This window comes from Streptomyces sp. NBC_00239 (assembly GCF_036194065.1).
Lineage (GTDB): Bacteria > Actinomycetota > Actinomycetes > Streptomycetales > Streptomycetaceae > Streptomyces.
In genome coordinates this window covers 1,314,419-1,337,163 of the sequence record NZ_CP108095.1, presented here as the reverse complement: position 1 = coordinate 1,337,163, position 22,745 = coordinate 1,314,419, and the positions used below count along the sequence as shown (strand labels likewise).

18 protein-coding genes and 1 pseudogene are annotated in these 22,745 nt (G+C 74.3%); 12 read left to right on the top strand and 7 right to left on the bottom strand.

Features of this window, described 5'->3' with window-relative positions:
• Positions 1-131: 131 nt before the first annotated feature.
• Entirely contained in the window at positions 132-701 is a 570-nt protein-coding gene (locus tag OG764_RS05920) for an inositol oxygenase family protein (RefSeq protein ID WP_328967326.1), read from the bottom strand.
• A 317-nt stretch (positions 702-1,018) separates the two neighbouring features.
• On the opposite strand from OG764_RS05920, the gene OG764_RS05915 reads away from it, so the two are divergent.
• Together OG764_RS05915 and OG764_RS05910 are read left to right on the top strand one after the other, a co-directional pair.
• The gene (locus OG764_RS05915; RefSeq protein ID WP_328967325.1) at positions 1,019-1,189 is read left to right on the top strand and encodes a hypothetical protein; all 171 of its coding nucleotides are present in this window, start codon (positions 1,019-1,021) and stop codon (positions 1,187-1,189) included.
• 241 nt (positions 1,190-1,430) lie between these two features.
• Complete coding sequence (locus OG764_RS05910) at positions 1,431-2,414, top strand: NAD-dependent epimerase/dehydratase family protein (protein WP_328967324.1); 984 nt, start codon at positions 1,431-1,433, stop codon at positions 2,412-2,414.
• A 45-nt stretch (positions 2,415-2,459) separates the two neighbouring features.
• Here OG764_RS05910 and OG764_RS05905 read toward each other — a convergent pair whose 3' ends face one another.
• The 3 genes from OG764_RS05905 to OG764_RS05895 form a co-directional block, all read right to left on the bottom strand.
• Positions 2,460-3,947, bottom strand: coding sequence for a lipase maturation factor family protein (locus OG764_RS05905; protein ID WP_328967323.1), 1,488 nt, complete (start codon positions 3,945-3,947; stop codon positions 2,460-2,462).
• A gap of 63 nt (positions 3,948-4,010) precedes the next feature.
• Positions 4,011-4,544 carry a DUF1990 family protein gene (locus tag OG764_RS05900; protein WP_328967322.1) on the bottom strand — a complete coding sequence of 178 codons (534 nt, stop codon included), beginning with the start codon at positions 4,542-4,544 and terminating at the stop codon, positions 4,011-4,013.
• A complete protein-coding gene (locus OG764_RS05895) occupies positions 4,541-5,359 on the bottom strand; it encodes a YndJ family protein (RefSeq protein ID WP_328972891.1) in 819 nt (272 codons plus the stop codon). Before OG764_RS05895 ends, OG764_RS05900 begins: the two co-directional genes overlap by 4 nt.
• Before the next feature lie 362 nt (positions 5,360-5,721).
• Between OG764_RS05895 and OG764_RS05890 the strand changes: the two genes are divergently transcribed.
• From OG764_RS05890 to OG764_RS05855, 8 genes and pseudogenes are all read left to right on the top strand, one after another.
• Positions 5,722-7,056, top strand: a complete 1,335-nt coding sequence (locus OG764_RS05890; RefSeq protein WP_328967321.1) for a DUF6777 domain-containing protein — start codon at positions 5,722-5,724, stop codon at positions 7,054-7,056.
• Between the two features lie 51 nt (positions 7,057-7,107).
• Positions 7,108-9,153, top strand: coding sequence for a SpoIIE family protein phosphatase (locus tag OG764_RS05885; protein ID WP_328967320.1), 2,046 nt, complete (start codon positions 7,108-7,110; stop codon positions 9,151-9,153).
• A gap of 147 nt (positions 9,154-9,300) precedes the next feature.
• Positions 9,301-10,377 carry an RNA ligase (ATP) gene (locus OG764_RS05880; protein WP_328967319.1) on the top strand — a complete coding sequence of 359 codons (1,077 nt, stop codon included), beginning with the start codon at positions 9,301-9,303 and terminating at the stop codon, positions 10,375-10,377.
• A 73-nt stretch (positions 10,378-10,450) separates the two neighbouring features.
• Positions 10,451-11,311: an Fpg/Nei family DNA glycosylase gene (locus OG764_RS05875; protein WP_328967318.1), complete on the top strand. Its 861-nt coding sequence runs from the start codon at positions 10,451-10,453 to the stop codon at positions 11,309-11,311.
• 18 nt (positions 11,312-11,329) lie between these two features.
• Entirely contained in the window at positions 11,330-12,133 is an 804-nt protein-coding gene (locus OG764_RS05870; protein WP_328967317.1) for a LytR/AlgR family response regulator transcription factor, read from the top strand.
• Between the two features lie 11 nt (positions 12,134-12,144).
• Positions 12,145-12,570, top strand: a pseudogene (locus OG764_RS05865) (hypothetical protein); the annotation flags it as partial.
• Positions 12,571-12,761: 191 nt separating this feature from the next.
• Positions 12,762-14,480, top strand: coding sequence for a sodium/solute symporter (locus OG764_RS05860; protein ID WP_328967316.1), 1,719 nt, complete (start codon positions 12,762-12,764; stop codon positions 14,478-14,480).
• Entirely contained in the window at positions 14,477-15,715 is a 1,239-nt protein-coding gene (locus tag OG764_RS05855) for a histidine kinase (protein ID WP_443055855.1), read from the top strand. Before OG764_RS05860 ends, OG764_RS05855 begins: the two co-directional genes overlap by 4 nt.
• Before the next feature lie 61 nt (positions 15,716-15,776).
• Here the strand turns inward: OG764_RS05855 and OG764_RS05850 are convergent, their stop codons facing one another.
• Positions 15,777-16,241 (bottom strand): hypothetical protein, encoded by a 465-nt coding sequence (locus OG764_RS05850; protein ID WP_328972889.1) that lies wholly within the window; start codon positions 16,239-16,241, stop codon positions 15,777-15,779.
• 314 nt (positions 16,242-16,555) lie between these two features.
• Positions 16,556-17,071, bottom strand: a complete 516-nt coding sequence (locus OG764_RS05845; protein ID WP_328972888.1) for a sigma-70 family RNA polymerase sigma factor — start codon at positions 17,069-17,071, stop codon at positions 16,556-16,558.
• A 472-nt stretch (positions 17,072-17,543) separates the two neighbouring features.
• Between OG764_RS05845 and OG764_RS05840 the strand changes: the two genes are divergently transcribed.
• Positions 17,544-18,743, top strand: a complete 1,200-nt coding sequence (locus OG764_RS05840; protein ID WP_328967315.1) for a CapA family protein — start codon at positions 17,544-17,546, stop codon at positions 18,741-18,743.
• Between the two features lie 25 nt (positions 18,744-18,768).
• On the opposite strand, the gene OG764_RS05835 is transcribed toward OG764_RS05840, so the two are convergent.
• Positions 18,769-19,230: a universal stress protein gene (locus OG764_RS05835; protein ID WP_328967314.1), complete on the bottom strand. Its 462-nt coding sequence runs from the start codon at positions 19,228-19,230 to the stop codon at positions 18,769-18,771.
• A 95-nt stretch (positions 19,231-19,325) separates the two neighbouring features.
• Here OG764_RS05835 and lysX point away from each other — a divergent pair, with 95 nt between their 5' ends.
• Positions 19,326-22,694, top strand: coding sequence for a bifunctional lysylphosphatidylglycerol synthetase/lysine--tRNA ligase LysX (gene lysX / locus OG764_RS05830; protein WP_328967313.1), 3,369 nt, complete (start codon positions 19,326-19,328; stop codon positions 22,692-22,694).
• Positions 22,695-22,745: the final 51 nt, after the last annotated feature.

The window sequence follows — 22,745 nt, the reverse complement described above, 5'->3', positions numbered from 1 at the left end:
CCCCAAGCAACCCGGCTCCGCCGGGTACCGGGCTCCGCCCGGACCCGCGCCTCAAACGCCGGCGAGGCTGGTAATGCGCCGGACACCGGCGAGGCTGGGGATTGCCCGCCGAGGCAGGGTGCGGGTGCCCGTCAGGGCGCGTGGTCGTGGCGGCCGGCCGCGACGAGTTCCAGGACCGGACGCCAGTCCTCCATGACGCCCGCGTCCAGCCCGACCACCTTGCCCGCATCATCCGCCTGCCGCAGTATCACCGCCCCCGCCGCCTCCGGGTCGCCCGCGAACGCACGGGCCTCCGCCGCGCTCATCACGCCACCTTGGGCGCGCAGCGTGAGTGCGCTCTGCGGCGAGAGCGCCCGCTGCGGCTCCACGGCGGCCAGGTACCGCTTGGCCGGAACGTGCAGCCGCACCAGCCGGGCCACCCGCGCCCCGAGCAGCGTCCGCACCGCGTCCGCCGCGTGCTCGGCGTGGCCCGCGTCGTCCCCCGGCAGCAGCAGGTGCCCCAGGTCGTGCACCAGGCCCGCGACCTGGAGTTCCTTGTCGAACGGGTGAGAGCGGCGGAGCAGCGCCGCAGTCTGCAGGGCGTGGTCGTGCAGGTCGACCGGGTCGCCACTGCCGTCCGGTGTGTCCCAGGCGCCCCTGCACCGGTGCAGCAGCTCCATCAGTTCACCCACGTCACGGATTCCCTGCACCGTCCCTGCCATCACAGCTCCCTCCCCGCGCCGCCGCATGCCCGCCGAGCAGAACACGCCTCGGTGAACGGCACGCCGGACGGGGTGCTGAACAGAGGGCGAAGGTCAGGGCACAGGCCGGAACCGGACCCCCTATCGAGCGCAACCGCGCTCATATGTGTACTCTGAGGCTCACGGAAGGCCCCACCAAGGCCCGCTCCGCACCAGAACAACGGCGCCACCGCGACCGGACTGTCCTTTACATTCCCCTGCCCCGACGGATGGCCACAGCGGCCGGCAGCGACCGGCGCGGACCGCCCGACGGGTTATGCGACACAAAGGAGTGCGCGGTGACACCAGAGTTGACGCAGCACGAGCAGAGCCTGACGGAACGACCCGTCCGGGCCACCCGTTCCGACGAGCTCGGCAGCCTGGAGGTGTGGGCCAGGTCCGCCCCGATCCGGCTGGCCGGCTACGAGGACGACCTCGCGGAGCCGCACATCCTGCCGGGCATCGACTGACCCCGAGGGAACACGCCGGACGGCGCCGGCCCCCCACGGCCGGCGCCGGACCCCGGCCCGGACCCTGCGGACCGGCGCTGTGGATCCGGACCCTGCGCATCCGTACCGCCCCCGCGACGCACCGTTGCGGGGGCGGTTCCCGTTTCCGGCGCCGTCCTGCGGTTTTCGCGCTCAGCGTGTTCCGTCCGCTCTGGGCGATCTTGCCTTTCTGCGGTCGCAAGCCCCGGGCAGGCTGGCGCCCATGAAACTCCTGATGCTCGGCGGGACCGAATTCGTCGGCCGCGCGATCACCGAGGACGCCCTCGCCCGCGGCTGGGAGGTCACGGTGTTCCACCGCGGCCACCACGCGCCGCCGCCCGGTGTCACCTCCCTGCACGGCGACCGGCTGACCCCCGACGGGCTCGCCGCCCTCGCCGAGGGGGAGTGGGACGTCGTCGTCGACACCTGGGGTGCCGCTCCCACCGCCGTCCGCGACAGCGCGCGGCTACTGTCCGGCCGGGTCGGCCGGTACGTGTACGTCTCCAGCCGGTCCGTCTACACCTACCCGGCGCCGGCCGGCCACACCGAGGACGGCCCGCTCGTCGAGGGTTCCCCCGACGCCGGTGCCAAGGCGTACGCGGAGGACAAGCGCGGCGCCGAGCTGGCCGTGCTCGACGCCTTCGGAGACCGCGCGCTGCTCGTACGGCCCGGCCTGATCCTCGGCCGGTACGAGAACGTCGGCCGACTGCCCTGGTGGCTGAACCGGGCCGCGCGCGGCGGCGACATGATCGCCCCCGGCCCGCGCGAGCTCTCGCTCCAGTACATCGACGTACGCGACCTCGCAGCCTGGTCCCTGGACGCGGCCGTCCGCGGGCTGGGCGGCCCGTACGACATCGTTTGCCCGACCGGCCACGCCACCCTGGGCGACTTCCTGGAGGCGTGTGCCGAGGTCACCGGCGGCGGCGCCCGGCTGCGCTGGACGGATCCCGCCGCCGTGCTCGCGGCCGGGGTGGAGCCGTGGACCGAGCTGCCGGTGTGGGTGCCCGAGGGGGAGATGCACGACTACATGTACGGCGGGGACGTCTCCAAGGCGCTCGGCGCCGGACTCGTCTGCCGGCCCGTCGCCGACACCGTCGCCGACACCTGGCGGTGGCTGCAGGAGCTCGGCGGCGTGGCCCCGCAGCGCCCGGACCGGCCCGCCCCCGGGCTGGACGCGGCCCGCGAGGCCGCGCTGCTCGCAGGCTGAGCGGCCCTCCCGCACGCACCGCCGGGCCGGGCGCGGTGGCGGCCCTCAGCCGCCCGCCCGGCCCCGGCGCGCCTCCTCGCCCTCCGCACCGGCCCCGCCCTCCTCGCCGGCTCCGCGCTCGGCGGCCAGCCGGGTCGGCGGCATGAACTCGCGCAGCAGGGTGCGGTGCCACCAGGCGCCCGTGCTGCGCAGTTCGCGCAGGCCCGTGAACCGGTACCGGTACAGCCGGGCGCGCACGAACAGCGGCGGCGCGTCCGGGAACGGATTGCGGCGCAGCAGCCGCAGCGTGTCCCGGTCGTTCTCCAGCAGCCGGGTCACGAACGGCCCGAACCAGTCGCGGGCGTAGCCGGGGTTGAGCGCGGCGAACCACATCAGCCAGTCCAGCCGCAGGTGGTACGGGGCGTACTGGCGGGGCATCCGCCGCACGTCGCCGGGCTTCCCCTTGAAGTCGTACTCCCGCCACTCGCCGCCGTCCCGGCGCGGTGACGCGGCGAGGGTGCCCTCCACCACCACCTCGTCGCGGATCCGGCCGACCGTGCCGAACGCCCCGTAGCTGTTGACCAGGTGCAGCGGGTCGAAGGACCGGTTCATCACCTGGCGGCGCGAGACCATGTTGAGCACCGGACCGCGGCTGAGGAACAGCACCAGCGCCGCGACCGCGCAGACGAGCACGACGTACCAGAGCGGCGCCGCGGGCTGGGCGCGGGACGGGCCGCCGAAGGCCGTGACGTCGACCGCGGACAGGGCGAGCGCGATCGTCACCCAGTTCAGCCAGGCGAAGTTGCCGGACAACACCAGCCACAGCTGGGTCACCGCGATGATCCCGGCGGCCACCGAGGCCACCGGCTGCGGGGTGAACAGCAGCACTGGCACCGCGAGTTGGGTGACGTGGTTGGCCGCGCACTCCACCCGGTGCAGCGGCCTCGGCAGCCGGTGGAAGAACCAGCTCAGCGGTCCCGGCATCGGCTGCGTCTCGTGGTGGTAGTACAGGCAGGTGAGCTTGCGCCAGCAGGCGTCGCCGCGCATCTTGATCAGCCCGGCGCCGAACTCCACCCGGAACACCACCCAGCGCAGCAGCCACAGCACGAGCACCGGCGGCCCGACCCGGTCGTTGCCGAGGAAGACCGCGAGGAACCCGGCCTCCAGCAGCAGCGACTCCCAGCCGAAGGCGTACCAGGTCTGGCCGACGTTGACGATCGACAGGTACGCGGCCCACAGCGCCGCCCACATCGCCATCGCCGCGCCGAGCGGCACCTCGTCCGCCGCGCCCGCGGCCAGCGCCGCCGACAGGGCCGCGCCCGCCCACGCGCAGGTGGCGAAGAGCCGGTCGGAGTAGCGGAGTTGGAACAGGCTCGGGGCGCGCCGGAACGGCACGTACCGCACGTACTCGGGGACCGGCAGCATGCCGCGCTCGCCGATCAGGGCGCGGAACTGGAGGGCCGCGCCGAGGAACGCGGCGAGGTACACGAGGGCCAGGGTCCGCTGGAAGACCAGCCGGCTCAGCCAGTACTCGGGTGCCGTGAACCACTCCATCGCCGCTCGCCCTCGACGTGCCGCCGGAGCCCCCCGGGACCTCCAGTATCCGCCGGGGCGCGGTCAGCCGCCCGCGGCGAGGCGGCGCAGGGTGCGCCCGCAGTGCCGGGCGTAGCGCATCTGGAGGAAGGGGACCAGGGGGCCGGCGAGCCGGGTGTACCAGCGGCCCGGGCGGCTGAAGGCGGTCACGTCGAACCAGACGGTGCCGTCCTCGCCCAGCTCGACCAGGAACGACTCCTCGCCGAGTTCCGGGTGCCCGTGCCGGGTGCCGTACGCGAAGCCGGTCAGGCTGGGCCCGTACGCCGTCCAGATGACCTCGCACGGGGCGGTGATCCGGGCGGGGCCGATGCCGATCGCGCACTCGACCAGGCCGCCGGTCTCGGCGCGCTCGCGGTCGGCGCGGACCCGGACGCCGGCCGCGCGGTGCATGCGGAAGGTGGTGACGGCCGTCCCGGCGCGCTTGAACACCTCGCGGCCGTGGCCGATGGGGACGCGGTGGTGCAGGTGGTGGTAGCCGGTGGGGAGCGGCCGGTGCCGGGTGGCGCCGCGCTCCACGTAGTTGACGGTGTCCCGGTGGAGGCTGGTGATGCGGGTCATCGTGCGATCTCCTTCATCCGGTGCCAGGCGAGCACGGCGCACAGTGCGAAGCCGAGGGCGTTTCCGAGGCCGTGGGTGGCGGCCATCCAGGTCAGGGTGGGGTGGGGGACGTGGGCGGCCTCGCCCAGCGCCCACCACAGGGCGAGCAGCATGGTGGCCGCGAGCACGGCGGCCGAGACGGCGAACAGGGCGCGGGTGAGAGGGTCCCGGGCGCGGGTGCGGGGCTCGCGCCAGGTGTGGACGGCCACCGCCCACATCCCGGCGGTGAGCACGACCGCACCGGCCAGCTCCACCCAATCGCCGGTGAAGTAGCCGCCGAGCACCAGCAGGGTGCCGGCGGGCACGCTGTACCCGGCGAAGCGGGCCGTGCCGGAGCCCGAGGTCCGGCAGACCAGCCCGGCGACCAGGGCTGCGGTGAAGCCCGCGAAGTGGAAGTGCGGGACGGTCAGCGCCAGGATGTCGAGGTCGAAACCGAACAGCCGCCGTCCCGCGCGCTCCGCGGCCAGAGCGGTCGCCGCCACGGCGGGCGAGACCAGTGCGGTCAGCACGGCGGCCTCGGCGGCCGCGAGCGAGCGGGTGCGGGCCAGCCGCAGCGGCGCCTGGAGCGCGAGGACGAGGGTGCCCAGGGCGTAGACCGCGGCGAGCGCGGTGGCCGGGCCGCCGCGCGGCAGCCACAGCGCTACCGCACCGGGTACGGCGCACAGCGGCCACAGGCGGCGCAGGGTGGCGAGCCCGTCCCGGTCCACGAGCGCGAGCCCGGCCGGGACGATCGCCAGCATGCCGAGCGTGACCACGGGATTCACCAGGACTGCCAGCGCGGACACGACGAACCCCCCCGAACGATTCCGGATCCCTTGAACGTGTTCAAGTTCCTTCCCGCCGAACGATACGAGGTTTGTTGAACGCGTTCAAGAGCGGGGTGGAGGGGAGGTACGGGCGGTGCGCGGGAGGCGGTGCGCACGGATGCGCAAGGGGACGGGGAAGGGGGTGCGGGCGGGCCGCGCGGCCCGTACTCCACGCGGCGGAACCCGGCGTACGGCCCGTGCACCGGGCGGCCGATCACCGCTTGCGGGCCGTCGGGATGTGCGGCACACCTGGAAGAGCAATCCGGGCCGAAGAGGCGTGAAAAGGCGTGCCGAAGAGGCGTGGGAAGGTGCGAAGAGGCGGGAGATCACACGTGCACGGACCGGTACGTCGCTATGCCCTGGCCTGTACGGCCGCCGTCGGCCTGTTCGCCGTTGCGGGCTGCGGCAGCGAAGCCGAGCCGACGAAGGCCGTCACCGGCCAGGAGGTGCTGCTGCAGTCCGTCGTGGCGGCCGGCCCCGACCCGTTCACGGCCTCCACCGCCACCTCCCTGGCCGCCCTGCCGCCGCCCGCCCACCAGGGGACCGGGCAGCAGGGCCGCCCCGGCCCCGGCGCCGCCGGCAGCGGACCGGCCGCGGCACTGCGCGCCGTCACCGGCTCCACCCCCGGCCTGTACGGCGGCACGCACAAACGAGGCAGCTGCGACGTGGAACAGCAGGTCCGCTTCTACGCCGCCGACCGCAACCGCGCCCGCGCCTTCGCGGCCGCCGCCGGCGTCGAATCCGCCCGGATCGCGGAATTCCTGCGCGGCCTCACCCCCGTGGTGCTGCGCGCCGACACCCGCGTCACCAGCCACGGCTTCCGCGGCGGCCGGGCCGCCGCCTACCAGGCCGTCCTCCAGGCCGGCACCGCCGTACTCGTCGACGACTACGGGCTGCCCCGGGTGCGGTGCGCCTGCGGCAACCCGCTGATGCCACCCGTCGAAGGCGGCGCCAGCAGCAACACGGGCACCCCGTGGCCCGGCTTCCAGCCCGCCCAGGTCGTCGTGATCAAGCCGACCGACGCGATCGTCGACAACCTCGTCATCGTGAACATCAGCAACAACACCTGGATCGAACGCCGGTCCGGGGACGACGGCGCACAGGACAAGGTGCCCGCCGAACCGCCGCCCTTCGACCCGAGCGGCCCGGTCCCCAGCGGCCCCGCCGCCGACGCCGCCCCGGCCGTCCCGCACGACCCCTGCACCGGCTCCGGCAACAGCCTGGCCCGCACCGCTCCGCCGCAGTCCGGGGGCAGCGCGCCGGCCGGGTCCGGCGACCGGCCGGCCCCGTGCACCTCCGCCTCCACCCGGCCCGCGCTGCCCGACGTACCCACCGCACCCGGCGACCGGGACCGGCCCGCCGACGTGCCGGGCGACTCCTCGAGCCGCTCGGACGGCCTGTCGTCGGACGAGCTGGCGGACGGCTTCTCGGACGGCTTCTCGGACGGGCTGTCGGACGACTTCTCGGACGGGTCCCGGTCGGACGGCCTGCTGCCCGACGAGTCGGACCTGCCCGCCTGGCCGGACGAGCCCGTCGCTCCCGATCCGCTCGACGACCGGCTGGACCGGCTCCCGCCCGTCCACCCCGAGGACCTCTACGATCTCCCGGACGGCGGCGTGTCCGGCGACCCCGCCACCGACCGCGGCTCGCAGCTGGAGAGCGCCTGAACCACTCGTCCTCCTGTCGAGGAATCCGGCGAACAGTGTCATGGTGGATCGGTGCCGACCACCGTATCGCTGCCCGACGACTGGCCCGCACACCCGGACCAGAGCCTCGCGCTGAACCGCATGGGCAGCTTCGACTGGGACCTCGTCGCGGGTCTCATGCACCTGGACCCGCCGGCGCTCGACGTCTTCGACACGGTCGCCGACGACTACGACGGCCGGCCCGAGTCGCTGTCGCCCCGGGTGCCGCCGGCCGAGTCGGTACGCCTGGACGCACTCGTCTCCAGCGCCCTCAAGAGCGGCGTCGACAGCTACGGCGCGTACTTCCGCATCCGCTGCCGCGACGGCCGGCTGCGCTGGACCCACACCCAGGGCCGGGTGCTGCGCGACGACGACGGGCGCCCGTACCGGATCATCGGGATCGTCCGCGACGCCACCGAGGAACTCAGCCACTCCGCCGAACGCCTCGGCCTCGACGAGGAGCGCCGCCGTCAGACCAGCGTCGTCGAGGGCACCACGGCCGCACTCGCGCACGCCCGCACCGTGCAGGACGTCATCGACGCGCTGAGCGACAACCACGGCCTGGAACGGCTCGGCTCCATGGGCATGGTGATGGGCCTGGTCGAGGCCGGCCGCATCCACCTCGTCGCCGAGGGCCCGTCCGGCAGCTACGTGCCCGGCACCCGCTACACCCGCATCGACGAGCAGTACCCGATGAGCGAGGTGGTCCGCTCCCTCCAGCCCCGGTTCATCGACTCCCAGGAGGAGTTCGCGACCGGCTACCCCGGGCTCTGGTCCAAGATCTCGTCCATGCGGATCTCCGCCGCCGCCTACCTGCCCCTCATCGCGCAGGCGCGCCCCATCGGCGCCATCGGACTGCTCTACCAGGACAAGGACGGCTTCACCCAGGAGGAACGCAACCTCCTCGTCGCCCTCGGCAGCAGCATCGCGCAGAGCCTCCAGCGCGCCATGCTCCTCGAACAGGAACACGACCTCGCCGAAGGCCTCCAGCAGGCCATGCTGCCCCGCCGGATCCCGGCCGTCCCCGGCGCCGAGATCGCCGTGCGCTACCGCTCCGCCCGCATGGGCCGGGACATCGGCGGCGACTGGTACGACGTCATCCCGCTGCCCGGCGGCCGCGTCGGCGCCGTCATCGGCGACGTCCAGGGCCACGACACGCACGCCGCCGCCGTCATGGGGCAACTGCGCATCGTGCTGCGCGCGTACGCCGCCGAAGGCCACGCGCCCGCCACCGTCATGGCCCGCGCCTCCGGCTTCCTCCACGAACTCGACACCGACCGCTTCGCCACCTGCGCCTACGCCGAGGCCGACCTGTCGACCGGCGTCGTCCAGCTGGTCCGCGCCGGGCACATCGACCCGCTGCTGCGCTCCCGGCACGGCGACGTCCGGCGGCTGCCCGTCACCGGCGGCATGCCCCTCGGCCTGTCCGCCGAGTTCGGCCACCTCGAATACCCCGTCACCACCGTCGAACTCGACCCGGGCGAAACCCTGCTCATGTGCACCGACGGCCTCGTCGAACAGCCCGGAGCCGACCTCGACGACGGCATACAGCTGCTCACCTCCCTCATCCACAGCGGCCCCGCCGACCTCCAACAGCTCGCCGACCGGCTGTGCGAAGTCGTCGACGAACGCGGCGGCGACGACGACATGGCCCTCCTGCTGCTGCGCCGCCGCATCGAAGACGCCCCGCAGGCCGGCGGCCGCCTCCAGCAGCACGTGGCCCAGGGCGACCCCGAAGCGCTGGCCTCCGCCCGGCACATGATCGGCGCGGCGGTCCGCGCCTGGGGCGCGCGCGAACGCTCCGACGAGATCGAACTCGTCGCCGACGAACTCGTCACCAACGCCCTCATGCACACCGACGGCCCGGCCATCGTCACCCTCCGCGTCCTCCCCGGCCCCCAACGCCGCCTGCGCGTAGAGGTGGAGGACCGCTCCAGCGCCCTCCCACGCCGCCGCGAAGCCGGCGAATCCGGGGTATCGGGCCGTGGCCTGATGCTGGTCGACCGCCTGGCCGACGTCTGGGGCGTCGAATCCCGCGGCAGCGGCAAATGCGTCTGGTGCGAATTCGTCATGGGCTGACGGCGGCACCGCCAGCGGACCACGAGGGGAAGCGCAGGACGGCATAGCAGACGGGAAAACCGGTGGCCCAGCGTATTTGTGCTGGTCGAGAGTGGGCGGTGATGAACACCGGATGAGAACCGCCGTCCTGCCGAGGAGCCGAGAGCCATGTCGACGCTGCGCGTCACCGCCGAAACCCTGACCGTCCACGAGCATCCGCGCGCCGACGCGCTGGAGTTGGCCCAGGTGGGCCTCTACCGCGCCGTCGTCGCCAAGGGCCACTACCGCACCGGGGACTTCGCGCTCTACATCCCCGAACAGGCCGTGCTCCCCGCGGATCTCATCGCGGAACTGGGGCTCACCGGGCGGCTCGCGGGCAGCGCTGCCGACCGGGTCAAGGCGGTACGGCTGCGCGGCGAGCTGTCGCAGGGGCTCGTCTGCCGGCCGCGCGCCCTCGACGGGGTGGACCTCGCGGCGGCCGCCGCCGACGGCACCGACTTCGCCGGCCTCCTCGGCATCACCAAGTGGGTGCCACCGGTCCCCACGACCATGAACGGCGAGGTGGAGGCCGCCCCCGACCTGCTGCCCTGGACGGACATCGAGAACCTGCAGCGCTACCCGGACATCTTCGAGCCCGGCGAGCCCGTCGTCCTCACCGAGAAGCTGCACGGCACCGCCTGCCTGGTCACCCACATCGCCGCCGAGGACCGCGTCCTGGTCTCCTCCAAGGGCTTCGGGGCCAAGAGCCTCGCCCTGAAGGAGGAGGAGCGCAACGTCTACTGGCGGGCCGTACGCACCCACGGCGTACCCGCCGTCGCGGCCCGCCTGGCCGCCCGCCTCGGAGCCACCCGGGTCGGGATCTTCGGCGAGGTGTACGGGGCCGGCGTCCAGGACCTCGTCTACGGCGCGGACGCGCGGACCACCGGACCGGGCTTCGCCGTGTTCGACGTATCGGTCGAGACCGACGGACGGGTCCGCTGGCTGGACCCCGCGGAGACGGTCGAGGCCCTGGCCGGTGAGCTGGAGCTGGTGCCGACGCTGTACGAGGGCCCGTACGACCTGGACCGGGTGGTGGCGCTGGCCGACGGCCGGGAGACCGTGTCGGGCAAGGCGCTGCACCTGCGCGAGGGCGTCGTCATCCGCGCTGCCACCGGCCGGTACAGCCCGGTGACCGGCGGCCGGGCCATCGCGAAGGCCGTCAGCCCCGCGTACCTGACGCGCAAGGGCGGCACGGAGTACGAGTGACCCCGGCGGGCCGAGGCCCGGGCCGCGCCCGCTCCGTCGTGCCCAGCCGGGGCCGGTGGGGCAGGCTGGGGGTATGCCCGAATTGCCCGAGGTCGAAGCGCTCCGGGAGTTCCTCGACGAGCGGCTCGCCGGGCGGGTCGTCGCTGCCGTGCGGCCCGTCGCCGTCAGCGTGCTCAAGACCTACGATCCGCCGCTGACGGCCCTGGAGGGGCGGACCCTCGCCGGGACCACCCGGCACGGCAAGTTCCTCGCCGTGTCCGCCGGCGGGCTGTACTTCGTCACCCACCTGGCCCGGGCCGGCTGGCTGCGCTGGCAGGACACCCTGCCCGAGGCGCCGCCCCGGCCCGGCAAGGGCCCGCTCGCGCTGCGGTTCGCCCTCCAGGACGGCGGCGGCTTCGACCTCACCGAGGCGGGGCACCAAAAGCGCCTCGCCGTGTACGTCGTCCACGACCCCGCCGAGGTCCCCGGCATCGCCCGGCTCGGCCCCGACCCCCTCGCCCCGGAGTTCGACGAAGCCGCCTTCGCCGCCCTCCTGGCGGGCGAGCGCCGCCAGATCAAGGGAGTGCTGCGCGACCAGAGCGTCATCGCAGGTGTGGGGAACGCCTACAGCGACGAAGTCCTCCACGCGGCCAAGCTGTCACCCTTCGCGCTCGCCGCGAACCTCGACGCCGAGAAGACGGCCCGCCTCTACGCCGCCCTCCAGACGACCCTGCGCGAGGCCGTCGCCCGCAACCACGGCCTGGCCGCGGGCCTCCTCAAGGCCGAGAAGAAGAGCGGGCTGCGCGTCCACGGCCGTACCGGCGAGCCCTGCCCGGTGTGCGGGGACACCGTCCGCGAGGTCTCGTTCGCCGATTCCTCCCTCCAGTACTGCCCCACCTGCCAGACCGGCGGCAAACCCCTGGCCGACCGCAGGCTCTCCCGCCTGCTCAAATAGCCGCTCTAGACTCCGGGCATGCTGCGCGTACTGGCCGTTGACGACGAGAAGCCCGCACTCGAAGAGCTGCTGTACCTGCTGCGGGCCGACCCGCGGGTGCGCAGCGCGGAGGGGGCCGCCGACGCCACCGCGGCGCTGCGGCGCATCGGGCGGGCGGTGGAGGCCGGGCCCGGCAGTGCGGACGCCGTCGACGTGGTCTTCCTCGACATCCACATGCCGGGGCTGACCGGTCTCGACGTGGCCCGGCTGCTGTCCGGCTTCGCCCGGCCCCCGCACCTGGTGTTCGTCACCGCGCACGAGGGTTTCGCCGTCCAGGCCTTCGACCTCAAGGCCGTGGACTACGTCCTCAAACCGGTCCGCCGCGAACGGCTGGCGGAGGCGGTGCGCCGGGTCTGCGACCAGGCGGCCGCGGCACCACACCCGCCCGGGCCGGCCGCCGCGCCCGTACCCGCCCCGACCCCCGCGCCCGTCCCCGTCCCGGCGCCCGCGCCCGAGCAGATAGCCGTCGAACTCGGCGGCGTGACCCGCTTCGTCCCCGTCGACGAGATCACGTACGCCGAGGCGCAGGGCGACTACGCCCGGCTGCACACCCCCGGCGGCAGCCACCTCGTACGGATCGCGCTGTCCACGCTGGAGGAACGCTGGGCGGCCCGCGGCTTCGTCCGGATCCACCGCCGCCACCTGGTCGCCCTCGGCCGCATCGACGAACTCCGGGTCGACGCCGGGGTCACCACCGTGCGCATCGGCGCCGCCGAACTCGCCGTCAGCCGCCGCCACGCCCGCGAGCTGCGGGAACTGCTGCTGCGCCGGGCCCGCGGCTGATGCCCGAAGAGATGACCGGAGAGGCGACCGGAGCGACGACCGGAGGCACGAGGCCGACCGCCGGACCGGCGGGCGCCGCGCCGCGCCGCGAGACCGTCACCGGGGTGCCGCTCACCGCCCGCCGCCGACCGCCCGGGCACACCCCGGCCCGCTCCGAGATCAGCGAGCAGACCAGCCTCGGCGCCACGTACGTCCGCGCGCTCATGCGCAGTCAGCTGCGAGCCGCGCTGTCTGCCCTGGCCACCCTGGTGCTGCTGGTCGGCAGTCTCCCGCTGCTGTTCGCACTGCCGGCCGGCGCGGGCGGCGGCCCGGCCTCCCCCCTGCTGGTCTGGGCGTGCATCGGCCTGGCCGTGTACCCGGTCCTGTGGTTCACCGCCCGCCGCTACGTCCACCGCGCCGAGCGCAACGAACGCGACTTCACGGGCCTGATCACCGGCCCCCCGGAGCCGGACCCGGCCCCCGCCCCCGCCCCCGCCCCCGCCTCCGGCCCGGTCCCGAGCCCCGGCCCGGTCCTGAGCTCCGGCCCGGTCCTGAGCTCCGGCCCGGTCCCGAGCTCCGGCCCGGTCCCGAGCCCCGGCCCGGACGCGGGCCTCCGCCCGAACGCGGGCCCCCGCCCGGAGGCCGCCCGGTGAATCCCGCCTACGCGATACCCGCCGTCACCCTCGTGGTCCTGGGCACGCTCCTGATCGGCGCCCTCGGCCTGCGCATCTCCCGGACCACCTCCGACTTCTACGTGGCCTCCCGCACCGTCGGCCCGGGCCTCAACGCCGCCGCCATCAGCGGCGAATACCTGTCCGCCGCCTCGTTCCTCGGCATCGCCGGACTCGTCCTCCTCCAGGGCCCCGAGATGCTCTGGTATCCGGTCGGCTACACCGCCGGCTACCTCGTCCTGCTCGTGCTCGTCGCCGCCCCGCTGCGCCGCTCCGGCGCGTACACCCTCTCCGACTTCGCCGAGGCCCGGCTGGAGTCCCGGGCCGTGCGCCGCCTCGCGAGCCTGTTCGTCGTTGGGATCGGCTGGCTGTACCTGCTGCCCCAACTCCAGGGCGCCGGGCTGACCCTGCACATCCTGACCGGCGCGCCGGACTGGGCGGGCGCGCTCGTCGTCGGGATCGTCGTCACCGGCGCGGTGGCCGCGGGCGGCATGCGCAGCATCACCTTCGTCCAGGCCTTCCAGTACTGGCTCAAGCTCACCGCGCTGCTGGTGCCCGCCCTGTTCCTGGTGCTCGCGTGGCTCGGCGACGACGCCCCGGGCGCCCGCTTCACCGAGCCGCCGGCCTTCCGCGAGCAGACCGCGGTCAAGGTCGCCGACACCGTACGGGTCCGGCTGGAGAGCCCGCTGCGGATCACCGTCACCGGCCGGGTCGACGGCCGCACCCACCACGGGAGCCCGGTCACCCTGGCCGCCGGCCCGCACCGCTTCGAGGCCGGCACCGAACTCCGCTTCCCGGCCGGGGCGCAGGTGCCCGAACGGGCCGTGCGCGAGAGCGGCTCCCGCTGGTCGCAGCCGCAGTCCGGCAGCCGCGAGGAACACCCGCTGTACGCCACGTACGGCCTGATCCTCGCCACCTTCCTCGGCACGATGGGCCTGCCGCACGTCGCCGTCCGCTTCTACACCAGCCCGCACGGCGCGGCCGCCCGCCGCACCACCCTCGCCGTGCTCTCCCTGGTCGGCGCCTTCTACCTGCTGCCCCCGCTGTACGGCGCCCTCGGCCGGATCTACGCCCCCGAACTCGCGCTCACCGGAACCGCCGACGCGGCCGTCCTCGTACTGCCCGAACGGATGATCGGCGGGGTCGCCGGCGACCTGCTGGGCGCCCTGCTCGCCGGCGGCGCCTTCGCCGCGTTCCTGTCGACCGCCTCCGGCGTGACGATGGCGGTGGCCGGAGTGCTCACCCAGGACGCGCTGCCCTCCCGCGGCGGCGTACGGCACTTCCGGCTCGCCACCGTGGCGGCCATGGCGGTCCCGCTCGCGGCCAGCGCCTTCGTCACGAGCGTGCCGGTCGCCGACGCGGTGGGACTGGCCTTCGCCGTGTCGGCCTCGTCCTTCTGCCCGCTGCTGGTGCTGGGCATCTGGTGGCGCGGCCTCACCCCGCCCGGCGCCGTCGGCGGGCTGCTCGTCGGCGGCGGTTCCGCGCTGACCGCGGTACTGGCCACCCGGGCGGGACTGCCCGGCAGCGGCTGGCCGCACACGCTGCTGGCCTGGCCGGCCGTCTGGTCGGTGCCGCTGGGCTTCCTCACGATGGTTCTGGTCTCGCTGGCCACCCGGCACCGGATACCGGCCGGGACCGCGGCCACCCTGACCCGGCTGCACCTGCCCGAGGAACTCGCCAGGGAGGCCCGTACGTGACCGCGCAGACCCTGACCGCCCTGGTGCCCGCCGGGCTCGCGCTGTTCGCCGCGGGCGTCGGCGGCGGGGTGCTGCTCGGCCGGCTCCGGGGCGGCGCGCGACGCGGCGAGCGCTCCGACCTCGACCTCGGCACCCCGGTGGAGCGGGCCACCTTCCACACCCTGCACACGGCCTCGCTGGCCGCGCCGCCGCTGCGCGCCGGGCTCACCGAGGACACCGCGCGCCGGGCGGTGCGCGGCCTGCGCCCGCTGCTCGGCACGGAGGCGCTGTGCCTGGCGGACCGCGGCCGGGTGCTCGCCTGGGACGGGCCCGGCGGCGGGCACCACGAGCACCGGGTGATGGCCAGGGTGGACGCCCTCCTGGACTCGGGGCGCAGCCAGAGCTTCCGTACCGAGTGCGAGCACCCCGGCTGCCCGCTGCGCTGGGCGGTGATCGCCCCGCTGACGGGGGAGGAGGGCGTGCTCGGTGCGCTCGTCGCGTACGGATCGCGCGAGTCGGCGGTCCTGGTGCGGGCCGCCACGGAGGTGGCGCGCTGGGTGTCGGTCCAGTTGGAATTGGCCGAACTCGACCGGTCGCGGACCCGGTTGATCGAGGCGGAGATCCGCGCGCTGCGGGCCCAGATCTCCCCGCACTTCATCTACAACTCGCTCGCCGCGATCGCCTCGTTCGTGCGCACCGATCCCGAGCGGGCCCGCGAACTGCTGCTGGAGTTCGCCGACTTCACACGCTATTCCTTCCGCCGGCACGGCGAGTTCACCCAGCTCGCGGACGAACTGCGGTCCATCGAGCAGTACTTGGCGCTCGCTGGGGCCCGCTTCGGGGACCGGCTGAAGGTGACGCTGCAGGTGGCCCCCGAGGTGCTGCCGGTGGCGCTGCCGTTCCTGTGCCTGCAGCCCCTGGTGGAGAACGCGGTCAAGCACGGCCTGGAGGACTCCGGGACCGAGTGCCGCATCACCATCGCGGCCCGCGACGCGGGAGCCGAGGCGGTGGTGAGCGTCGAGGACAACGGCGTCGGCATGGACCCCGGCCTGCTGCGCGCCCTGCTCGCCGGGCGCGGCCCGGCCTCCTCCGGGATCGGGCTGCGCAACGTGGACGAGCGGCTGCGTCAGGTGTACGGGGACGCGTACGGGCTGGTGATCGAGACGGGGGTCGGGGCGGGCATGAAGGTGATCGTGCGGGTGCCCAAGTACCAGGCGGGCGTGCACCCCGGAGGCGGGCCGCGGGTCCACCCGTGAGGGCCGCCCGCCCCGGTCCGGGGCGGGCGCGGCGGCGCGTTGCGGGAGAGGGCCGCCGCCCTCAGAACAGGTGCATCGCCAGGTGGCCGAGGGGCAGGCCGAGTTGCCAGGCGGGCGTCCACACCCGGGCGCTCTCGTCGACCGCGGCCGGGAACTCCTCGGGCCCGGAGAGCCGGCCCGGGTCGAGGTTGGTCGCGTACAGCTCGGTGCGGTCGAGCCAGCTCCAGGCGGCCCGGGCCAGCTCCAGGTCGGCGTGCTCGCCGCCGCGCTCGCGGGCCTCCTCGCCGAGTTCGAGGAACCGGGTGTGCACCCAGTCCCGCCAGGGATGCCCGTACGCGGTGAGCGAGAGCCACTCGTCGAGCTGGGAGACCACCCGGATCCCCGAGAGCTCACCCGCCGCGTCCGAGAGGTAGATCGTGAGGGCCAGCGTGTCGCGTCCGGCGCGGAACTCCAGCGTGCTGACCGGGATCAGGCGGCCCGTGCGCAGCAGCTCGTCCGCGATGTACTCCGCGTAGAGCCATGCCATGGGGACCGCGAGCCCACCGTCGCTGGTGCCGTTCGTACCCTCGGGCTGCACCGTGCCACCTTCTCCCGTGCGTCGAGCTTCCGGCCGTCGGGGACGAGCCTTCACTCCCGGGCTCGTCGGACGGGGGACGTTTACTCAACTTGAACGGTCTGATGGCGAATTCGATGCGCCCATTGCGCACACTGTTCACCAAATCGGCCAGATCCGGTCAGGCCGGGCGGATCATGGCCGGAGAAGGCCCTGCCCGGAGAGCCTCCCGCTGACCCCTCGTCCGCAGGGCCCCCGCCCGGCGAGCCCCGGGCGGGCGGGCGCGCTCAGCCGAGTCCGTAGCCGGCCAGCCCCTGCCGCAGCGCCCGCAGGGCGTAGTGCGTACGGGACTTGACGGTGCCGGCGGGAATGCCGAGCCGCCGGGCGGCCTCCGTGACGGAGCGGTCGCGGAAGTAGACCTCCACGAGGACCTCGCGGTGTTCGGGGCCCAGGGAGCTGACCGCGCGGCGGACGTCGATCGCGGTCACCGCGCCGGTCACGCGGTCCTCGACGGCGGCGGTGAGTTCCAGGGATTCGGCCTCCACCTCCTGCGGCCGGGAGAGCCGGGCCCGGCGGGCGTCGATCGCGAGCCGCCTGCCGACCGTGAACAGCCAGGGCCGCATCGAGGCGTGCGAGGTGTGCCAGGCCTCGGGGTGCTGCCAGGCCCGCACCAGGGTCTCCTGGACGAGGTCCTCGGCGCGCTGCGCGTCCCCGTGCGTGAGCCCGAGGAGGAAACCGAACAGGGCCCGGCCGTGGTCCCGCTGGAGGGCGGCCAGGTCGACGAGACCGCTCAGCCGGTCCAGGCCCTCCGGCCCTCCGGGCCCTCCCGGGACGGTGGGGCCGTCGGGGACGGTGGGGCCGGCGTGGTGTGTGGCGCCCGTGCGCCGAAGGGTCGTCGTGCTGCTCACCGGTGGGCTCCCTTCCGTGGGCCGCGGGGATCCGGTGCACCCACCCTGACCTGCGGGTGGCGGTGCGGGAACCGCCCTGTCGCGGCCGGGCGCCCAACCGTCCGCCGGGTCCGGCGGACGGCCCCAGCGCGCGACGAACGGTCGTCCGGTGCGCCGAACGGCACCGCGGGCGGCCCGGCGGGCGGCCCGGCGTGACAGGGCCCCCGGCCCCCGCCCCTGACCCTTGCCGCGCCCCGCCGAGGGGTCCGTTCAGCCGCCGGGTCCGTTCCGGTGACGTCCGCGGCCGTGCTCCTTGACTTCGGGTCGCTTCCCCGCTGGATTCGAAAGAGCGGAAGATCGGATAGTCCTACGAATGAGAGCTGGGCAGATGACCAAGCAACGCGCGCCTCGGACCGCGGCTGTCCTCTCGGCCGTCCTGCTGGCAGCCGTCGCCGGATGCACGGCGAACGGCCCGGCTCAGGCCCGGCTGGCCGCTCCGCAGAGCAGTACGCCCGCCGCCGCCCCCGGCTCCGCGGCCGCCGACGGCCGCGGATTCACCCTCGTGGCCAGCGGTGACGTCCTCCCGCACGACTCGGTCATCCGGCAGGCCGCCGCCGACGCGGACGGCGAAGGCCACGACTTCAAGCCGATGTTCGCCGCCGTGAAACCGCTGGTGTCGGCCGCCGACCTGGCCCTGTGCCACATGGAGACCGTCTACGGCCCGGAGGACGGCCCCTTCGCCGGCTACCCCGCCTTCGTCTCGCCGCCGCAGATCGCCGAAGCCCTCAAGGCCACCGGCTACGACGGCTGCTCCACGGCCTCCAACCACACCCTCGACGACGGTGCCGACGGGCTGCGCCGCACCCTGGACGCCTTCGACCGACAGGGCCTGGGCCACGCGGGCTCGGCGCGCACCGCCGCCGAGGCGGCCCGGCCGCAGATCTACCGCGCCGGGACGGCCAAGATCGCCCATCTGGCCTACACGTACGACACCAATGGCTACCCGCTGCCGGACGGGCAGCCCTGGGCGGTCAACCTGATGGACGAGAAGAAGATCGTCGCCGACTCCCGGGCCGCCCGGCGGGCCGGCGCCGACGTGGTCCTGGTCAGCCTGCACTGGGGCACCGAATGGCAGACCGCGCCCGACGAGGTCCAGCTGACGCTCGGCAAGGCGCTCACCGCCTCCCGGACGGCCGGCCGCCCCGACATCGACCTGATCCTGGGCACGCACGCCCACATCCCTCAGGCCTACGAGAAGGTCAACGGGTCCTGGGTCGTCTACGGCATGGGGGACCAGATCGCCGGAAAGATGTTCAACGACGAGGGCCACCACGATCCCCGCGGCAACTACGGCTCGATCGGCCGGTTCCGCTTCGAACCCCCGGCGCGGGCGGGGGAGCGCTGGCGGGTCACCCGGGCCGAGTTCGTCCCCCAGTGGATGGACACCGACGCGGGCCGGCTGGTGAACCTGCCCGCCGCCCTGGCCGAGCACCCGGACCGGGACGACTACCGGACCGCCCAGGACGCCATCAGCGAAGCCGTACTCGGGCGCGGCGCGGCCCGCGACGGTCTCACCATGGCCCGCTGACCGCGCCGCGCGCGCCGGTGGCCGGTCACGGCACCACCGTGACCGGCCACCGGCCCGCCTTGACCAGCCGGACCGCCACCGATCCCACGAGCCGGTGCCCGGCGCGCTCCGAGGCCCCGACCACCACCGCGTCCGCCGTCAGCTCTTCGGCCGCGCGCACCAGCCCGCTGAACGCGTCACCGCGGAACGTGTGGAACTCCCAGCGGACCTCGAAGATCCCCCTGAGGCGTTCCGCGGAGGCCCGGATCTCCGCCACCAGCTCGTCCGCGATCTCCCGCGTGGTCTCGCCGACCGGCACGCCGAGCGCAGCCCCCGCGGGCAGCACCGGCTGTACGTACACCACCGCCAGCAGCGCGTTCTGCCGTCGGGCCAGGCCCGCCGCGTAGGCCACCGCCCGCAGCGAGGAGTCGGACCCGTCCACGCCCGCCAGGATGACCTTCGGGCCGTCGGTGCCGCGTTCGAACCGGGTGTCTGCGCGCTCCGTCACCCCACCGAGGCTAACCGGAGCAGCAGCTTCTCCCCGACCGGAGCGGGCGCTTCCCCACCGCGCGGACCCGCCCGGCGCTCCCTACAGTGCCAGTCATGAGTGTGCGCGCGGACGACACGCAGGGAGCACCCGGGGCGGCGGCGGGGAAGGCCGCCGCGAAGACGCCCCGAAACGCGCCCGGGAACGTCCCCGGGACCGGCCACCGCTTCCTGAACCGCGTCCCCGACGGATTCGGCGCGTTCTTCGGCACCCTCGGACTGCTGTGCGCGCTGCTCTCGCTCTCCCCGGGACTGCGGCGGCTGCTGCGCCCCGTCGTGCGCTTCCTCGACGCGATCGTCGTACCGGTCAGCGCCAACCTCGCGTACGCCGTCTTCCTCTTCCTCCTCGCGGCCGCCCTCGGCGCCCGCAAGAAGGTCGCCTGGTGGATCGTCATCGGCTACCTGACCCTGCTCATCCTGGTCGACCTGGTGTCCTTCACCGAGGCCGACTACGCCGTCGCCACCTCCTCCTTCGCCCTCGCGGTGGCGGCCATGGTGCTGCTGGTCCTGGCCCGCTCGGAGTTCTACGCGGCCTCCCGGACGGCCGCGTTCTGGCGGGCCCTGCTCGTCCTCGGGCTCGGCCTGTTCGCCGCCGTGCTCGTCGGCTGGGGCCTGGTCGCCCTGTGGCCCGGCACCCTGCCCCGCGGCCAGTGGCTCGACTGGGCCGCCAAGCAGGTCTTCGGCGGGCTCTTCTCCGCCCGCCAGTTCGACGGCAGGCCGCCGCGCCCGCTGTACTTCGTCCTGGGCCTGCTCGGTGCGCTGGCCCTGCTGAACGCCGCCTCGACCCTGTTCCGCTCCCAGCGCCTGACGGCCGCCCTGCACGGCGACGAGGAGCCGCGGATCCGGGCCCTGCTCGGCGCGTACGGGCGCAACGACTCCCTCGGCTACTTCGCCACCCGCCGCGACAAGGCCGTGGTCTTCGCCCCGAACGGCAAGGCCGCCGTCACCTACCGGGTCGAGGCCGGCGTCTGCCTGGCCAGCGGCGACCCGGTCGGCGACCCCGGGGCCTGGAGCCCCGCCATCGACGCCTGGCTGGCCGTGGCCCGCAAGCACGGCTGGGCCCCCGCCGTCATGGGCGCATCCGAGGACGGCGCGACCGCGTACGCCCGCTCCGGCCTCGGCGCGCTCCAGCTCGGCGACGAGGCGATCCTGCACGTGGCCCAGTTCGACCTCGACGGGCGTGACATGCGGGTCACCCGGCAGGCCGTCAACCGGGTCCGGCGGGCCGGCTGCACCACGCAGATCCGGCGCCACTCCGCCCTCACCGACGAGGAGATGAGCAGGATCGTCGACCGCGCCGACACCTGGCGCGACACGGAGACCGAGCGCGGCTTCTCGATGGCACTGGACCGGCTCGGCGACCCCGCCGACGGCGACTGCCTGCTGGTCGAGGCCTTCGACGCCGACGGCAGCCTGATCGCCCTGCTGTCCTTCGTCCCCTGGGGCAGGGACGGCATCTCGCTCGACCTGATGCGCCGCGACCGCAAGGCGCCCAACGGGGTCATGGAGTTCATGGTCGCCGAGCTCTGCGCCGCCTCGCCCAAACTCGGCATCCGGAGGATTTCCCTCAACTTCGCCGTCTTCCGTTCCGTCTTCGAGGAGGGCGCCCGGATCGGCGCCGGCCCGGTGCTGCGCCTGTGGCGCCGGCTGCTGCTGTTCTTCTCCAAGTGGTGGCAGCTGGAGGCCCTCTACCGGTCCAACGTCAAGTACGGCCCCGAGTGGTACCCGCGGATGCTCTGCTACGCCGACGCCGGCTCCCTCGCCCGGATCAGCCTCGCCTCCGGCATCGCCGAGGGCTTCGTCTCCGTACCGCGCCTGCGCAAGCTGTGGGGCAACGGCCACCCCACCGGGGCCGCCGCGCCCGCCACCACCGAAGGCCTGCCCTCCATCGCCTCCCTCGGACTGGCCGAGGCGGACGCTGGCCCCGCGGACGCCGCGGCCGACCTGCCCGACCAGGTGCGCGTACGCCACCGCAAGCTGGACCGGCTACGGGCCGCGGGCACCGACCCCTACCCCGTGGGCATCCCGCAGCGCACCCACACCCTCGCCGAGCTGCGCCGCGCCCACTCTGGCCTCGCCCCCGGCGCCCGTACCGGCGAGACGGTCACCGTGGCGGGCCGGGTGATGGTCGTGCGGGACCTCGGCGGGGTGGTCTTCGCCGTCCTGCGGGACTGGTCCGGGGACCTCCAGCTGATGTTCACCCGCGACGGCTCCGGAACCGGCCCGCTCGGCTCGTTCACCTCCGACGTGGACTTCGGCGACCACGTGGTGGCCACCGGCGAGATCGGCGCCAGCCGGACCGGCGAGCTGTCCGTGATCGCGAGCTCCTGGCAGCTCACCGGCAAGTGCCTGCGCCCGCTGCCCGACAAGCGCAAGGGGCTCGCCGACCCCGAGGCGCGGGTGCGCCGCCGCTACCTCGACCTGGTGGCGAGCCCCGAGGCCCGCGACGTGGTCCGGGCCCGCTCCAGCGCCGTGCAGGCGCTGCGCCAGGGCCTGCTGGACCGCGGCTACCTGGAGGTCGAGACCCCGATGCTCCAGCAGATCCACGGCGGCGCCAACGCCCGGCCCTTCACCACCCACATCAACGCCTACGACCTCGACCTGTACCTGCGCATCGCACCCGAGCTGTACCTCAAGCGGCTCTGCGTCGGCGGCATGGAGAAGGTCTTCGAGATGGGCCGGACCTTCCGCAACGAAGGCGTCTCGTACAAGCACAACCCCGAGTTCACGATGCTGGAGGCCTACCAGGCCTTCGCCGACTACGACGTGATGCTCGACCTGACGCGCGAGCTCATCCAGGGCGCCGCGACCGCCGCCTTCGGCTCGCCCGTCGCCCACAAGGCGGGCCCGGACGGAAAGCTCGTCGTCCACGACATCTCCGGGCCCTGGCCGGTCAAGACGATGTACGGGGCGATCAGCGAGGCCCTCGGCGAGGACGTCGACGCCGACACCGAGGAACACGCCCTGCGCGTGCTCTGCGACCGGGCCGGGGTCCCGCACACCCCGGAGAACACCCGCGGCGACGTGGTCCTGGAGATGTACGAGCGGCTGGTCGAGGAGCGGACCCAACTGCCGACCTTCTACAAGGACTTCCCCACCGACGTGTCGCCGCTGACCCGGCAGCACCGCGAGGACCCGCGGCTCGCCGAGCGCTGGGACCTGGTGGCGTTCGGCACCGAACTCGGCACCGCGTACTCGGAGCTGACCGACCCGGTCGAACAGCGGCGCCGGCTCACCGCGCAGTCCCTGCTGGCCGCGGGCGGCGACCCCGAGGCGATGGAACTCGACAACGACTTCCTCGACGCCCTGGAGTACGCGATGCCGCCGACCGGCGGACTGGGCATCGGGGTGGACCGGCTGGTCATGTTCCTCACGGGCCTCACGATCCGGGAGACGCTGCCGTTCCCCCTGGTGCGCCGGTCCTGATGCCGGCGGGGGCGATTACCGGCCCCGTGTACACGATTTCGGCCAGGCGGC